Source organism: Clostridium hydrogenum, assembly GCF_021432385.1.
GTDB lineage: Bacteria > Bacillota > Clostridia > Clostridiales > Clostridiaceae > Clostridium_S > Clostridium_S hydrogenum.
The window spans coordinates 966,974-983,219 of the sequence record NZ_JAEACT010000003.1; the positions used below are offsets into that span (position 1 = coordinate 966,974).

Annotated in this window: 12 protein-coding genes; 2 read left to right on the forward strand and 10 right to left on the reverse strand. The window is 31.8% G+C overall.

Annotated elements, in window-relative coordinates; genetic code table 11:
• The gene (locus tag CUEA01_RS17525) at nt 1-2,538 is read left to right on the forward strand and encodes an FAD-dependent oxidoreductase (RefSeq protein WP_234123078.1); all 2,538 of its coding nucleotides are present in this window, start codon (nt 1-3) and stop codon (nt 2,536-2,538) included.
• A 245-nt stretch (nt 2,539-2,783) separates the two neighbouring features.
• Here the strand turns inward: CUEA01_RS17525 and CUEA01_RS17530 are convergent, their stop codons facing one another.
• The 3 genes from CUEA01_RS17530 to glmM form a co-directional block, all read right to left on the reverse strand.
• Nucleotides 2,784-3,404, reverse strand: coding sequence for a hypothetical protein (locus CUEA01_RS17530; protein ID WP_234123080.1), 621 nt, complete (start codon nt 3,402-3,404; stop codon nt 2,784-2,786).
• A gap of 100 nt (nt 3,405-3,504) precedes the next feature.
• Nucleotides 3,505-4,338: a YihY/virulence factor BrkB family protein gene (locus CUEA01_RS17535; RefSeq protein WP_234123082.1), complete on the reverse strand. Its 834-nt coding sequence runs from the start codon at nt 4,336-4,338 to the stop codon at nt 3,505-3,507.
• A 196-nt stretch (nt 4,339-4,534) separates the two neighbouring features.
• Entirely contained in the window at nt 4,535-5,884 is a 1,350-nt protein-coding gene (gene glmM / locus CUEA01_RS17540) for a phosphoglucosamine mutase (protein ID WP_234123084.1), read from the reverse strand.
• A 324-nt stretch (nt 5,885-6,208) separates the two neighbouring features.
• On the opposite strand from glmM, the gene CUEA01_RS17545 reads away from it, so the two are divergent.
• A complete protein-coding gene (locus CUEA01_RS17545) occupies nt 6,209-6,844 on the forward strand; it encodes an MBL fold metallo-hydrolase (protein WP_234123085.1) in 636 nt (211 codons plus the stop codon).
• A gap of 203 nt (nt 6,845-7,047) precedes the next feature.
• Here the strand turns inward: CUEA01_RS17545 and nrdG are convergent, their stop codons facing one another.
• From nrdG to CUEA01_RS17580, 7 genes are all read right to left on the reverse strand, one after another.
• Nucleotides 7,048-7,533: an anaerobic ribonucleoside-triphosphate reductase activating protein gene (gene nrdG, locus CUEA01_RS17550; protein WP_234123088.1), complete on the reverse strand. Its 486-nt coding sequence runs from the start codon at nt 7,531-7,533 to the stop codon at nt 7,048-7,050.
• Between the two features lie 12 nt (nt 7,534-7,545).
• Nucleotides 7,546-9,654 (reverse strand): anaerobic ribonucleoside-triphosphate reductase, encoded by a 2,109-nt coding sequence (nrdD, locus tag CUEA01_RS17555; RefSeq protein ID WP_234123091.1) that lies wholly within the window; start codon nt 9,652-9,654, stop codon nt 7,546-7,548.
• Between the two features lie 455 nt (nt 9,655-10,109).
• Nucleotides 10,110-11,465, reverse strand: coding sequence for a PFL family protein (locus tag CUEA01_RS17560; protein ID WP_234123092.1), 1,356 nt, complete (start codon nt 11,463-11,465; stop codon nt 10,110-10,112).
• A gap of 13 nt (nt 11,466-11,478) precedes the next feature.
• Complete coding sequence (locus CUEA01_RS17565) at nt 11,479-11,748, reverse strand: ACT domain-containing protein (RefSeq protein ID WP_234123095.1); 270 nt, start codon at nt 11,746-11,748, stop codon at nt 11,479-11,481.
• 142 nt (nt 11,749-11,890) lie between these two features.
• A complete protein-coding gene (locus CUEA01_RS17570; protein WP_234123096.1) occupies nt 11,891-13,204 on the reverse strand; it encodes an alkaline phosphatase family protein in 1,314 nt (437 codons plus the stop codon).
• A gap of 631 nt (nt 13,205-13,835) precedes the next feature.
• The gene (gene pepT / locus CUEA01_RS17575) at nt 13,836-15,062 is read right to left on the reverse strand and encodes a peptidase T (protein WP_234123097.1); all 1,227 of its coding nucleotides are present in this window, start codon (nt 15,060-15,062) and stop codon (nt 13,836-13,838) included.
• 41 nt (nt 15,063-15,103) lie between these two features.
• Nucleotides 15,104-16,240, reverse strand: coding sequence for an HD-GYP domain-containing protein (locus CUEA01_RS17580; RefSeq protein WP_234123098.1), 1,137 nt, complete (start codon nt 16,238-16,240; stop codon nt 15,104-15,106).
• Between the last annotated feature and the right edge of the window lie 6 nt (nt 16,241-16,246).

Genomic DNA, 16,246 nt, shown 5'->3' on the forward strand with positions numbered 1-16,246 from the left:
ATGAAAACTTTTGAAATAAAAAAAGATATTTACTGGGTTGGAGCACTTGACCCTGAACTTAGGATTTTTGATATAGTTATGTATACGCCTTACGGAACTTCTTATAACTCGTATGTTGTAAAAGGTACAAATAAAACAGCTATATTTGAAACTGTTAAGGAAAAATTCTTTGATGAGTATATAGAACGTCTTAAAGCTTTAGAGATAGACATAGAAAGTATAGATTATATAATTGTAGATCATACTGAACCTGATCATGCAGGCTCCGTAGCAAAGCTTTTAAATATATGCAAAAATGCCAAAGTAGTTGGTTCTGCTGTCGCAATAAAATTTTTGAAAGCTATAGTAAATCATGATTTTGAGGCAATTGAAGTTAAAGACGGAACTACTATAGATTTAGGTGGAAAAACTCTGAAATTTATATCAGCTCCTTTCCTTCACTGGCCTGATTCCATATATACTTACGTTCCAGAAGACAAGGTTTTACTAACCTGTGATTCTTTTGGCTCTCATTATTCAAGTGAAAATGTATTTAATGATTTAGTTGAAAATAGAGAAAATTATTTTGAAGCTCTTAAATATTATTTTGACTGCATCATGGGACCATTCAAAAACTATGTACTTAAAGCCTACGACAAAATAAAGGACTTACCAATTGATGTTATTTGTCCTGGTCACGGTCCTGTTCTAAGACACAACCCAATGGAAATTGTTGAACTTTATAAAAAATGGAGTTTACCAGCTTCCGAAGCTTCCACAAAAAATATAACCATCTGCTATGTATCTGCTTATGGTTACACAAAAGAGCTTGCTGAAAATATAGCAGCTGGAATTAATTCTATCAGTGGTTTTAAAACTAATTCTTACGATATTACCTATAGCAAACAGGAAGAAATATTTGAAAGCATAGATAATTCTTGTGGAGTTTTATTTGGTTCACCAACTATTAATAGTGATGCTTTAAAGCCAGTTTTAGATATATTAACTTCCTTAAACCCAATAGTCCATGGTAATAAATTTGCAGGTGCCTTTGGGTCATATGGTTGGAGTGGTGAAGCTGTCCCTAACATAGAAGCTAGACTTAAACAATTAAAAATGAATATTCCGCTTCCAGGACTTGAAATCAATTTTAAGCCATCTTGTGAAGAACTTCAAAATGCTTATAACTTTGGTAAAAGTTTTGCCGAAATTATAAAAAACAATTTGAATAAAACTTCAAGTAATATAAAAAGCTCCTCAACCACAAAAAAGTGGAAATGTTTGATTTGCGGAGTTGTATTTGAAGGCAATGAGCCACCTGAGGTATGTCCTGTATGCGGTGCTGGAAAAGATCAATTTATTGAAGTTACTGAAGCTGAAAATACCTTTACAAGTGATACTTCCGAAAAAATAGTTATAATAGGAAATGGTGCCGCTGGATATTACTCAGCAGAAGCTATAAGAAAGAGGAATAGGAGTTGCAGTATAGAAATTATATCCGCCGAAAATTACCTAACTTATTTTAGACCTCAGCTTTCCGATTATTTAAGTGAAAATATACCTGAAAATGAATTTTATATATCACCTAAGAAATGGTATGAAGATAACAATATAACTCTTTCCTTAGGATTAGCAGTAGAAAAGATAGATTCAACAAAAAAAGAACTAATATTAGTTGATGGCAAAAAAATATCCTACGATAAATTAATACTTGCAACTGGAAGCCATAATTTCAGGCCTGAATTGCCCGGAATAGATAAAGCTGGCGTTTATACTTTAAAAAATTTAGATGATGCAAATGCTTTAAAAGAAAAATTTAAAGCTTCAAAAAGTGCAGTTGTTATTGGTGGAGGTTTACTTGGTCTTGAAGCTGCCGATGGAATGAAAAAATTAGGCTTAGATGTAACGGTGGTTGAATTCTTCCCTAGCCTATTACCAAGACAACTTGATAAATTTGGTGGTGAAGTATTTAAAAACTTAATTTCACAATCTGGTGTTAATTTAATTTTAGGTGATTCCTGTGAAAAAATTGTTGGAGACACTAAGGTTACTGGAATTGAATTAAAAAGTGGCAAATTTATAGCTGCTGATATCGTCTTATTTTCTATTGGCATAAGACCAAATATTGAATTAGCTAAAACTGCTGGAATTAATGTAAATAAGGGAATAATAGTTAATGAAAAAATGGAAACCAGTATAAAAGACATTTACGCTGCTGGCGATACTGCTGAATTAAATGGTATTGTTTATGGAAATTGGACTTCTGCAATTGAAATGGGTAAAACCGCTGGCGCAAACTCTGTCGGAGATAATGTAAACTTTACAAACTTTGTTTCCTCAGTAATATTCGATGCTTTAGGAACATCTATTTTATCCTTTGGAAACATCTCCCCAGCTGAAAGCAAAAAAGTAGAAATATTCGATTCAAAATCAAATAATTGTAAAACCTTATTCTTTAAAGATGATATTCTCGTTGGTGGTTATCTTATAGGAGATACTAGCGAAGGAGGAAAGTTAATACTTAGTATGGGAAAGGAATTTAATGAAGTGTTTAATTAATAATTGATTAAATGCCATTTAAAATTATTGCGAACCATTAAACCAAAGTACAAAGTATAAAGTACAGAGTACAAAGAAGGATGATTTTCTTCCGCTTTGCTACAGAAAATCTTATAACTTATTTTTGATTGCTTACGCAATCGCTTCAGTACTGTTGTAAGCGAAGCTAACAATAGTTAAGTTTAAGATTTACCTGACGTAAGGAAAGGTAAATCATCCTTCATTGTACTTTGTACTTTGATTTATTAGTTTGTTGACGATTGCTGCTGTAAAAATTTTTGCTGACATGCTTCCATGTACGTTCTATTATCTTCATCAAACTTTTGATTGGTCTGTAATATATTCTGCATTTTTTTATCCGTGACAATAAATTTGCTTTCAATTTTCCTTTGTTCATTAACCCATTCGGCTTCATCAGGCTTTAAAACCTCATCGTCATTTAGAAAGTACCATGACTTATTTTTGTTTATAAGCACTAGTATCTCAACATCCGGTCTAGGATTATTAATATTTTTAAACAAAGCGTCAAAGGTGCTTACCATAACTGCAATCCTACCACTTTTCTTAATATTATATACTCCTTGAAAATTAATTTTTTCTATGTTAAAAATCAAAAATTTCTTTTTAACTAATTGTATATCTGCAACATTAGGGTTAATAAAAAATTGTTTTAAATAATTCTCATCACTTGAAATCTCGCTGTTATAATAATTTTTTATGAAACCCTCAAAAGCATCATCATATTTTTGAGCTGTAGTTTTAGGTGCTTTTTCGCTTATAACCTTTTTATTATCACATCCACCTAAAATAAATATAGTTATGATTATTAATGAAATTAAAATACACTTACCCCAAATATTTTTCACAGCAATACCTTCTATCTTGAAATTATTATAACATCATGCAATTTAAAATTTTACACTAAATTTACATAAGTGTAAACACAATATAATTATTATTTATGAATTATTTATAAATACTTTTATCTAACATTACAGAATTTAACTCTCCTCCTAAAATAACTATAAATGAACCTATAAATAGCCAAAGCATAAGAACTATAACTGTTCCTATACTTCCATAAAGTTTTGAATAATTTCCAAAGTTGTTTACATAAAATGAAAATCCAAAGGAGGCTATTATCCATCCTACCGTACTAAAAACAGCTCCCCAAGCTACATCCTTCCATTCATATTTCTTTGTTGGAGTATATCTATAAAGTGCAGCAAATATGAATATCATACCAAAAACCAGTATTAAGTATTTAATAACATCCCATATGTACGATGTTATTTGCGGATATCCTATAGTTCTTTCAATAAATGCCTCGTTTACACTTGCAAATACCATCAAAAATGCTATAGAAAATATTACTAAAACTAGTCCAAATGTAAATATTAAGGATACCATTTGAACCTTTAAAAATCCTCTTCTCTCATTCTCTTTATATGCTTTATTAAGCCCTTTAATTACAGCATTAAATCCTGAAATTGATGCCCATATAGTAACTATTAAGCTGAAGGATAACAAATTCCCATTTCTAGTATCAACTACCTCTACAACAGTATTTTTAATTAAACTATACACTTGATAAGGCATTATTTTAGAAAATAACCCAAGTACCTCCTCACTTTTAATGCTACTGAAGCCAATTAGTGTCATAACAAAAATTAAAAAAGGAAAAAAAGCAAAAAGTAAACTATATGCTAATTGAGATGCCAAAGCAAAAATATCATCTTCTAATGAAACCTTAATAATTTGTTTAACCAATTTTGTTATCTTAATTTTATGTGTTTCCATGGCAATATCCTTTCAAATTTATTCTCGTATAAGACATATTTATTATACCCATTTTATTTATATTCTATAGTATTGAAATATAGATGTGATACTTAAAAAATGGAAATTACAAATACAAAGTTTTTTTGCAGTTCACTCCAAAAAAGTAAAAAGGCCACAATCAAATAAATTGTACTTGATTGTGGCTTTTTTTATATTAATTATTTGCTTTTTCTTCTATTCTCTTAGCTAATCCATGAGCTAATTTGTCTAGCAACTCTTGGTCTTCTCCCTCAAGCATAACCCTTACAAGTGGCTCTGTTCCTGAAGGTCTTATTAATACTCTTCCGTTTCCAGCTAACTCTTTTTCTATTTTTTCTATTTCGTCAGCTATTTCCTTATCTGTAATATATATATCCTTCTTATCATTTGGAACTACTGCATTTGCAAGAACCTGTGGAAGTTTTTTCATCATACTTGCAAGTTCAGAAAGAGTTTTACCACTCTTCTTAACTATAGTTGATAATTGAAGTCCTGTTACAAGTCCATCTCCAGTAGTATTGTAATCTAAGAATATAATATGTCCTGATTGTTCTCCGCCAAGCTTATAGCCTTCCTTAATCATTTCCTCAAGAACATATCTATCTCCAACTTTAGTTTTAACTGTTTTAATATTGACGTTATCAAGAGCTTTAAATAATCCCATATTGCTCATTACTGTAACAACAACTACATCATTTCTAAGTCTTCCACGCTGCTTAAGATAATTTCCACAAATAGCCATTATAAAATCGCCATCTATAAGATTTCCTTTTTCATCTACAGCAAGACATCTATCTGCATCTCCATCAAAGGCAAGACCAAGATCACAATTTTTTCTTACAACATAATCCATAAGTTCTTCTGGATGAGTTGAACCACAATTAGCATTTATATTTATTCCATCTGGATCATTATTTATTACCTTAACCTCTGCTCCAAGTTCTCTAAAGGTCTTTAAAGCAGTTATATATGATGCACCATTAGCACAATCAAGAGCTATTTTTAATCCTTTTAAATCTCCATCTATAGTGCTTTTAGCAAATTCTATATAATCATCAACTGCTGACTCTTCTATTATTTTTCTGCCAACATCCTTACCTGTTGGTAGTGGAACTCCTTTAAAATCATCTTCTATGACACTTTGTATTCTATCTTCTAAATCATCAGAAAGCTTATATCCATTGCTATTAAAAAATTTAATACCATTATATTCAACAGGATTGTGTGAAGCAGATATTACAACTCCAGCATCAGCACCGTATTTTCTAGTTAAATATGCTACAGCCGGTGTTGGAATTATGCCAACAGAAATAGCTTCTGCTCCAACTGAAAGTATACCTGAAATAAGTGCACCTTCAAGCATATCTCCAGATATTCTAGTGTCCATTCCAACCAATATCTTAGGTTTGTGTGCTCCTTCTGTTAAAACATATGCGCCTGCTCTTCCCAATTTATATGCCAATTCTGCAGTAAGTTCTTTATTAGCTATTCCCCTTACTCCATCTGTTCCAAACATTCTACTCATATTCTTAAACCTACCTTTTTCTATATAAATATAACAAACTGTTATTCATTATATCATAATTTGATTTTTTAAACAATTACACTTATAATGATGCTAATATTAATATCAATGCACGATTCACAATGCACAATTCACAATGAAGGATGCTTTTTCTCCGTGAACGTAGAAAAAGCTTAAAACTTATAATTCTATGATTGCCAAGTATGTTACTCACCGAAGGTGACAATATATAAATTTTAAGATTCACCTGACGCAAGGAGGGTAAATCCTCCTTCATTGTGCATTGTGAACTGTAAATCGTGAATTGAACTAAGGGGTGATTTTATGCAAATAACATGGTTTGGTCAAGCTTGTTTTCTTATTAAATCTGATGATGGAGTGGTCATTTTAACCGATCCCTTTGACAGCAAAATAGGATATAAACCCTATAATGGTTTTGCAGATTTAGTTACTATTAGTCATCATCACTTTGATCATGATTACACAAAAGACTTATCGGAAGATACTAAAATAATAGATACTACCGGAGTATTTAATTTTCAAAATGTTAAAATAGAAGGTATCCCCTCTTACCATGACAAAGTCAAAGGTGCTGCAAGAGGTAATAACACAATTTTTGTATTTGAAGTTGATAATTTAAGAATATGCCATTTAGGAGATTTAGGTTACATTTTAAATGATGACGAAATTAATCTCCTCGGAGATATCGATATTCTTTTAATTCCTGTCGGAGGCAATTTTACTATTAATGCAAAAGAAGCAGCAGAGTTATGCCAAAAACTGCAAAGTAAAATTGTAATACCTATGCACTACAAAACCTCTTTAATATCCCTTCCACTAGATGGAGTTGATAAGTTTATTTTAGAAATGAAAAATGGAGAAAAGATGGCTGAAAACAAGATTAGTATTTTAGATAAACCAAGTGGGGTTAATGAGGTAAAAATTCTTAATATAGAATAGGAGACAAAGTACAGAGTACAGAGTACAAAGTACAGTGAATGTGAATTTCTTCTCCTTGCGTCGAAGAAATTTTAAACTTAATGGGCTACCGCCCAAACCCATTAGGACTTAGCGTTCAGCACAGCTGAACGCTAAGTCTTTTATAAGTTAAAAAAAGTTTGCTGCGTCTAGCAGCAAACTTCTCCTTCTTTGTACTTTGTACTTTATACTTTGTACTTTGTCTCTACTTTTCCTTCAACAAGTTCCAAAATCCTCTGATTCGATGATCCTGCGTACTTTGGTGCATTTTCCATAAGGCTTTCTTCAAAAGGACCATCAACTAAAACGTCTATATATTTAAGAAGCTCTGCTCTTTCTTTATCTTCTAGTAATTCTTCATATTTATATCCGGTATAACACCATACATTTAAGTTGAGTTCTTTTACAGCTTTAGCGAGTTCCATTACTCCTTGAGGCTGTTCAAATGGATCTCCACCTGAAAAGGTAACTCCTTTTATTAAAGGGATATTGCTCTTTATTCTTTCAAGTACTTCGCTTGAATCTACTTCATCACCATATGAAAAATCCTGCATACAAGGATTTTGGCAGCCTTTGCAATTTCTTTTGCAGCCTGATAAGAAGACCACACTTCTAAGACCTTTACCATTTACAAGAGAGTTATCCAAAAAGCCTGCAACTTGTAATTTCATAAACTTCCTCCTTTAAGCGTAAACGTGATTTCCATTTTGTTGAGATATTCTATCTGACCTTTCAGCTGATTTTCCCACTCCAAATCTTTCATCAAGACTTAAGTAACCTGTAACTCTTGATATTCCCTGTATATCATCAGAGCCGCATGAAGGACATTTTCCATCTGAAGGACTTAAATATGTTCCACAACTTCTGCAATATCTAATATGAAAATTTATTCCCATATAACTTATCTGAGTATTTCTATATGCATAATCTATAATATTCATTATTGTTTCAGCATCTGGATAATCATCAAGTTCTATATATGAAATGTGACCTCCATTACAAAGTTCGTGGTAAGGAGCTTCAATATTTATTTTCTCTTTTATGGATATATTAAAGCCTACAGGTATGTGATAGCTATTTGTATAATAATCTTTATCTGTAACGCCCTTAATTTCACCAAAAACAGCTTTATCTTTTACAATAAATTTTCCTGATAAACCTTCAGCAGGTGTAGCATAACAACTCCAGTTAAGGTGAGTTTCTTTTATTAATTTATCAGTATAACTTCTCATATAAGATACTATCTTGATTCCAAGTTCTCTTGCTTCTGCAGTTTCACCGTGATGATGTCCAAGCAGTGCAACAAGTGTTTCAGCAAGACCTATAAATCCAATTGCCCAAGTTCCCTGCTTAAGTACTGGCTCTATTGAATCCTCTGGGCTTAAGTTTTCTGCACCACTCATAAGTCCCTGTCCTGCAACAAATGGTAAATCCTTAACTCTTAATTTCTTTAATACTTCATATCTATCTAAAAGACTATCCTTTGCAATATCAAGTCTTGTATCTAAAAGCTCAAAGAACTTATCTACATCACCCTTTGCAAGTATTCCTATTCTTGGAAGATTTACAGTTGTTGGAGCGATATTTCCTCTTCCCTTAACACCAGGCTCGCCATTAACATTTGACATTAAATATGTCCTACATCCCATTGTAGCTGGCATATACCCTTGTTCATAATATTTTTTGTTAAACTCAGCATCAATATTCATAAAGGTTGGATTCATTCTCTTAGCTGCAACTCTACATGCTAATTCAAATAAATAGTAGTATGGATCTTCCTTTTCTCTATTAACTCCACTTTTTACTCTGAAAATTATGTTAGGGAATATTGGCTGTTCTCCCTTTCCAAGACCTTTTTCATATTCTTTTAGAAATACTTCACATACTAAAGCCGCATCAGGTGTGTTAGGTATACCTATGTTAATTGATGAAAACGGTACCTGTGAACCAGCTCTTGAATGCATTGTATTTAAGTTATATACTATTCCCTGCATTGCCTGTTCTACTGATTTTCTAAGTTTCTTTTCTGTAAATTCATCTACATTAGCTTCACTTATTCCAAATTCTAAAAATTCTTGTCTTATAGATTGTCTAGATGCTTCTATAAATGGAGCCATATCATTATCAAAATCAGGATGTGATTGACCTCCAAACATATCATTTTGTGTAGATTGAAGAAGTATACAAGAAAGTTCAGCAGCAGATTCTATTTTCATTGGTTTTCTTATATAACCATAACCTGTATTAAACCCTCTTAAAAGCACCTCTTTTGTTGGTATATGTAAGCAATTTGTCGTTAAATTGTAACTATCCAAATCATGAAGATAAATATCACCATTTTCGTGAGCCTTTGAAATCTTTTTAGGCATTACAGCAAGATTATGCCATTTATTAGATTCACTTGCTATTCTTAAAAGTTTTGAACTATAATTATTTCCTACATTTGCATTATCTCTATCCGTTTCAACACCGATTTGTTCTATAACCTTCATCAAATCTGATTTTAGATCTCTTACTTTTGTTCTTTCATTTCTATAATTAAAATAGGCCTTTCCTATTTCTTTAAAATCATTTTCCAAAAGTGTACTTTGTACTAAGTTTTGAACTTCCTCAACAGAAATTCTAGCTACCTTTTGTGTTTCTAATTTTTCTATAACTATTTGAGTTAAGTTTAATAAGTCACTTTCCTTTATGTTAAACCCTATTTCATCTGATGCACCTTTTATGGCAGCACGAATTTTACTGGAATTGAATTGAACTTCTCTTCCATCTCTTTTAACTACATTTAGCATTTATGTCCCCCCGCAATACAATATCTTGTGTATCAACACACTTTTATCATTATACATTAGAAAAAAATTTATATCAATTTTTAAATATATGTATTTTATATAATATACTTTTTTATTTCGCATTCTCTTCAATTATTTCGATTTATTGTGGCAACTCTTTAGTTGATTTTATAAATTCTACATAAATATATTGATTTATCTTCCATAACTAAATGTAAACCAAAAAAACAGAGTACAGAGTACAGAGTACAAAGTACAGTGAAGGATGATTTTCTTCCGTTTCACTACAGAAAATCTTAAAACTTATTTTTTTATTGCTTACGCAATCGCACCATAGGTGCTCAGCGCAGCTGATAATATATAAGTTCCAAGATTTACTTGACGTAAGGAAAAGTAAATCCTCCTTCATTGTACTATGTACTTTGTACTTTGTACTCTGGCTTAGTTTAAGTTTCTTAGTTCTTAAAACTATGAATAGGTGATGGTATTCTTCCACCTCTATTTATAAAATCGGCTGATGAGAATTTGCTTACTGGCATAACTGGTGCTGTGCCAAATAAGCCTCCAAATTCAAGGCTATCGCCAACGCCCATACCTATAGCTGGAATTATACGAACTGCTGTAGTTTTATTGTTTATAACGCCTATTGCAGCTTCATCTGCTATAATACCAGATATAGTTTCTACTGGAGTATCTCCAGGTATAGCTATCATATCAAGTCCTACAGAACAAACACAAGTCATTGCCTCAAGCTTTTCAAGTGTTAAAGCACCCTTGTTAACAGCTTCAATCATACCTTCATCTTCGCTTACAGGTATAAATGCACCACTAAGTCCACCAACATGTCCTGCTGCCATTATTCCACCCTTTTTAACGGCATCATTTAAAAGTGCTAATGCAGCAGTTGTTCCTGGTGCACCACAAGCTTCAAGCCCCATTTCTTCAAATATTCTTCCAACACTATCACCAACTGCTGGAGTAGGTGCAAGTGATAAATCTACGATTCCAAAAGGAACATTCAATCTTTTTGATGCTTCTCTTGCTACAAGCTGACCTGCTCTTGTAATTCTAAAAGCAGTCTTTTTAATAGTTTCCGCAACAACATCAAAGGATTCTCCCCTTACACTTTCAAGAGCTGCTTTCACAGTTCCAGGTCCGCTGACACCTACATTTATTATGCATTCAGCTTCACCTACCCCATGGAACGCTCCTGCCATGAAAGGGTTATCATCTACAGCATTTGCAAATACAACAAGCTTCATACAATCCATTCCATTTTTATCACGAGAAAGCATAGCTGTGTCTCTTATTACTTGGCCCATTTGCTTAACAGCATCCATGTTTATTCCTGTTTTGCTGCTTCCAACATTGACAGAACTACAAACTATATCTGTTGAGTGTAAAGCTTCTGGAATTGATTGTATTAAAATTTTATCGCCCTTTGTATATCCCTTTTGTACAAGTGCAGAAAATCCACCAATAAGATTTACTCCTACAGCCTTAGCTGCTCTATCTAGAGTTTTTGCATATTCAACATAATTAGTATCTTCCGAAGATTCTGCAATCATAGAAATTGGCGTTACTGAAATTCTTTTATTTATTATAGGAATTCCGTAATCTCTCTCTATTTCTTCTCCAACCTTTACAAGATTTTCTGCATATCTTGTTATCTTCTCATAGATTTTTTTTCTTGAAGCTTCACCATCAAAACTGCAGCAATCTCTTAAGGATATTCCCATAGTTATTGTACGTATATCTAATTTTTGTTCTTCTATCATTTTTATGGTACTAGTTATTTCATTAGTATTCATTTAACTTTCTCCTTTAAACTCTATTCATTGAATTAAATATACCTTCATTTTGTATTCTTATAGAAACTCCAAGTTCCTTGCCTTTTTCATCAAGCTTTTGTTTTACTTCATCAAATGAAACAGTTGCTCCTGACACATCTGCAAGCATTATCATTGTAAAATATTCTTGCATTATGGTCTGGCTTATATCAAGAATGTTTACATTGAGTTCTGATAAAATTGTACTTACATTTGCAATTATTCCAACCTTGTCTTTTCCTATAACTGTTATAATAGCTTTCATTTAAATAGCCCCTTTCAAAATATAGTTTCAAATACTGTATCTTTACTACGCATACATTTGTTGATGTTGAAAAAACAAACTTAGTATAATTATAATACAATTTGTTTATTTATAGGAGAGTTTATTGAAAAAAAATTTTTTTTTATTCAAATATTTCTTCAATTATTCTTCCATCTACATTATTCATCTTTAATCCCAATATTTTTGCCATTGTAGGTCCTTCATCTACTAAGTTTATTTCAGGCACTGAAAATCCTTTTTTTATGCCAGGTCCAGAAACCATGAAAAAAGTTCTGTAATTTTCCTTAAGAGGGTCATAGCCATGAGTAGCAGCAAAATAATCTGGGTCATTTGCCCTTGAATTTGATTTTTCTACTTTACTTACTACTTCCTCTGTCTTCCAATCATTATCAAAATAGTATCCATCCTCAGCCTCTAGCATGAAATCAAAATCTCCAGTAACCTTTTTCTGTTCTACTTCTGATTTTGTATATACTTTTTTTATTCCAAATTCTTTTGATTTTTTCATATCATAAAGCATTTCTTTAACCTTATTAAAAGTATCCTCGTCTTTATCAGCTTTTATTTTTATTTGAACTGAACCATCACAATAATTTGAATATACCTTCCAATCTTTAATATCTCCATTTTCATCAAGTGATATAAGTCCTTTTTTTACAAAAGCTGCATTCATACATATTTTATAATCTACATCTGCAAAACCATGATCACCAAGTATAACAAATGCAGTATTTTCATATATTCCAGCTTCTTTAACTGCATTGATTATTTTATTTACCCTTTCATCCATTCTTTTAAATGCATCATCAAGTTCTGGAGCATTAAATCCATATTTATGCCTTATATGATCAACTTCATTAAGATGCATCAAGGATAAATTAGGTTTTTTTGATTTAATCATATATGCAGCTGATTCGGTTACAAAATTATCAAGCTCCGGTTCCTCAATACCATTAAGTATCTTCCCAAATTTTCTCATTATGTTTAAAAGGAAAAGCGGACTTCCAGTTCTTAAGGATTTTAATACCTGGCTTTCCTTGGGCTTTGTAGTCCATATTTCTGGGCAGTTATAATCTATTTCAGCTCCAGCCATAACTGGAAAAAATATATTTCCGATTTTCATATTGGCTTCTTTTGCAATATCGCAAAGTGTTGGAACTTTTATATGCTTTTTATGCCAATACCACTGCTGCCTTCTAACTCCAGGCTGCATCATCTCATTAGTAAATAAACCATGCTTATCAGGGTATGTTCCTGTTATTATTGATGTATGCGATGGATAAGTAAGCGATGGATATATACCTACAACTTCCCTTGCATATGAACCGTTTTTTATTATTTCACTAAAAGTGGGTAATTCAATTAATCTTTTAAAATCCTGTGCGTTAAGAGCATCTATGGAAATAAGAACTAAGTGGTTAACTTTATTATTCATAATTACAACTCCTTTAGGGCAGAGTACAGAGTACAGAGTACAAAGTACAGTGAAGGTTAATTTTTCTGCTATAGATAAACCGTTTCAACTACCAAAATTAATTTGCATCAAAATGCCTAGAAGACGGCATTTTGATACAAATTAATTTTGAAGTTTCAAATGGTTTATCTCTATTCACAGAAAAATTTAAAAACTTAATGGGCTAGCGCCCAAACCTCTTATACATGATTAGCAAGGCTAATCTTGTTTCTATAAGTTTTAAGATTTATCTGACGTAAGGAAGATAAATCCTCCTTCACTGTACTCTGTACTCTGTACTTTGTACTCTAAACAAGTCTTTTTTACCTTAAAGTATACCACATTCCCATTACCTCAATATTATATTGTTGTTAAAATAAACGACTATGTTAAAACAAAACATAGCCAAATAAAAAAATCGGTAGTTTATAATTTCTACTACCGATTTTCTCCTTATAGGAACGTAAAAATGATATGCTATAGATTTGGAGTAAATGCTATTCAGCGAAGCTGAGCAATATATAAGTTTTAAGATTTACCTGAGCATCGCGAAAGGTAAATCCACCTTCACTCTACTCTCTACTCTTTACTCTCTACTCTATCTCCAAACTTCCTATTTTCCCGCATATAATTCAATTATTTTAAGTATTACTTCTACTGATTTTTCCATTGCAAAGGTTGGGATATATTCGTATTTGCCATGAAAGTTTAAGCCACCAGTAAATAAATTTGGAGTTGGAAGTCCCATGAAGGAAAGTCTTGCTCCATCAGTACCGCCTCTTATAGGGTTTACTATAGGTACTACTTCTACTTCTTCCATTGCCTTGTAAGCTACATCAACAACATATTTTACGGGTTCTATTTTTTCTTTCATGTTATAATACTGGTCTTTTACTTCAACTTTTACAATATCTCTGCCATATTTTTTATTTATAAATTCGCCTATTTCAACTATTAGTTTCTTTCTGTTTTCAAAACTAGTTTTATCAAAATCTCTTATTATATATTGTATTTGAGTTTCCTCAATGCCACCATTTATGCTTATTACATGATAGAAGCCTTCATATTTCTCTGTATATTCTGGTGCTTCATTTTGTGGAAGCATATTCATGAATTCAGCTGCTATAGTCACGGCATTTATCATTTTATTTTTTGCAGTTCCTGGGTGAACATTTCTTCCACTTATATGAACTTTAACACCTGCCGCATTAAAGTTTTCATATTCAAGCTCACCTATAGGGCCTCCATCTACAGTGTACGCAACCTCAGCTCCAAATTTTTTAACATCAAAATAATCTGCACCACGTCCAATTTCTTCATCAGGAGTAAATGCAACATGAACTGTTCCATGTTTAATTTCTGGATGAGCTACAAGATAACTTACTGCTGAAACTATTTCTGCAATACCAGCCTTATCATCTGCTCCTAAAAGTGTTGTTCCATCAGTTGTAATAAGTGTTTTTCCTTTATAATTTAAAAGTTCTGGGAACTCACTTGGAGATAGAACAACATTATTTTGTTTATTAAGTACAATATCTTTTCCATCATAATTTTCTACTATTTGAGGTTTTACATCCTTGCCACTGACTTCAGGACTTGTATCCATATGTGCTATAAAACCAATTTCAGTAACCTTTTTATCCATATTTGATGGTAAGGTTGCCATAACATATCCATTATCATCTACGCTTACATTTGATAAGCCTATTTCTTGCAGTTCTTTAACTAATTCATTTGCAAGAATTAATTGTTTCTTTGAGCTAGGCACGGTTTCAGAATCTTCATCTGAACATGTGTCAAATTTAACATATTTAAGTAATCTTTCTACCACTTCTGACACTTATATTCCTTCTTTCATATTTTGTTTTCTTTATAATTCTACTATATAACCCCTGATATTACTATATTGTATTTTTCAACTAAATCAATCTCATATGGTGATATTGGCTTATCTGCCTTTATATCATATGTAACCCTTACAATTGGTCTGTCTGGAAAGTTTTCATTTTGTTTTACCACATATCCTTCTATCCCATTAGATAGTTTAACACATGCTCCCAAGGGATAAACAAAAAAAGTTCTTCTAAACCTTTCCACTATGCTGGGGTCAAACATAGTACCACTTCCAGAAAGTATTAACTCATAGGCTTCATTGGGATCAAATCTTTTTCTGTATGCTCTATTTGCACTAACTGCTGTAAAAACATCACATACACTTATTATACGTGCAAATTCACTTATATCATCTTTTTTTAGACCAGCTGGATATCCTGTTCCATCATATTTTTCGTGGTGCTGATAAACGCCATTTACTACATCTTCCTCTAGTCCCCCTAACTGATCTAAAATCTCCTTACCATACCCAGGATGAAATCTTAAAATTTTAAATTCTTCATCCGTTAATTTTCCTGCTTTGTTTATAAGTTCGTTTGGAATTTTAGTTTTTCCAACATCATGCAATAGTGCAGAAATTGCAAGCTTTTTTAGTTTTTCTTTATTGTATCCCATTCGTTTTCCTAAAAAACATGCCATTATCCCTGTATCAATGCAATGAATATACGTATACTGATCATATGTTTTAAGTTCATATAGATTTATATTTACATCTCCTTCAGATGAAATATAATCAACCAAATTATTCATATTTTCCAATGCTTCTCTTGCACTTTCTCTATCACCTGAACACAAATTATTAAATATTTCCGGCATTTTTTCTAAAGTATTGCTTTTAATTTCATCAAGTTCATCATCAATTTTAACATCTTCAAGCTTTTCGTCTTCAACATAAACAATAAACACCATATTTTTTTTAAGAAATGCTATATTTTCTTTACTTGTTTTTGTACCTGATTTAATCAAAAGCTTTCCAGCATTATTATAGATACTTTTACCAATTATAACCTCTGTCTTCAAATCTCTAACAAATACCATTTTCATAAATTCCACTACCCCTTTTAGAGATAAACCACTTGAAACTTCAATATTAATTTGTAGTTGAACTGATTTATCTATATACATAAATAA

What these genes read in the sequence shown, in the direction of transcription:
- CUEA01_RS17525 (WP_234123078.1), top strand. Translation starts at nt 1, where the DNA reads ATGAAAACTTTTGAAATAAAAAAAGATATTTACTGGGTTGGAGCACTT.
- CUEA01_RS17535 (WP_234123082.1), bottom strand. Translation starts at nt 4,338, where the DNA reads ATGGAAACACATAAAATTAAGATAACAAAATTGGTTAAACAAATTATT.
- glmM (WP_234123084.1), bottom strand. Translation starts at nt 5,884, where the DNA reads ATGAGTAGAATGTTTGGAACAGATGGAGTAAGGGGAATAGCTAATAAA.
- CUEA01_RS17545 (WP_234123085.1), top strand. Translation starts at nt 6,209, where the DNA reads ATGCAAATAACATGGTTTGGTCAAGCTTGTTTTCTTATTAAATCTGAT.
- nrdG (WP_234123088.1), bottom strand. Translation starts at nt 7,533, where the DNA reads ATGAAATTACAAGTTGCAGGCTTTTTGGATAACTCTCTTGTAAATGGT.
- nrdD (WP_234123091.1), bottom strand. Translation starts at nt 9,654, where the DNA reads ATGCTAAATGTAGTTAAAAGAGATGGAAGAGAAGTTCAATTCAATTCC.
- CUEA01_RS17560 (WP_234123092.1), bottom strand. Translation starts at nt 11,465, where the DNA reads ATGAATACTAATGAAATAACTAGTACCATAAAAATGATAGAAGAACAA.
- CUEA01_RS17565 (WP_234123095.1), bottom strand. Translation starts at nt 11,748, where the DNA reads ATGAAAGCTATTATAACAGTTATAGGAAAAGACAAGGTTGGAATAATT.
- CUEA01_RS17570 (WP_234123096.1), bottom strand. Translation starts at nt 13,204, where the DNA reads ATGAATAATAAAGTTAACCACTTAGTTCTTATTTCCATAGATGCTCTT.
- CUEA01_RS17580 (WP_234123098.1), bottom strand. Translation starts at nt 16,240, where the DNA reads ATGTATATAGATAAATCAGTTCAACTACAAATTAATATTGAAGTTTCA.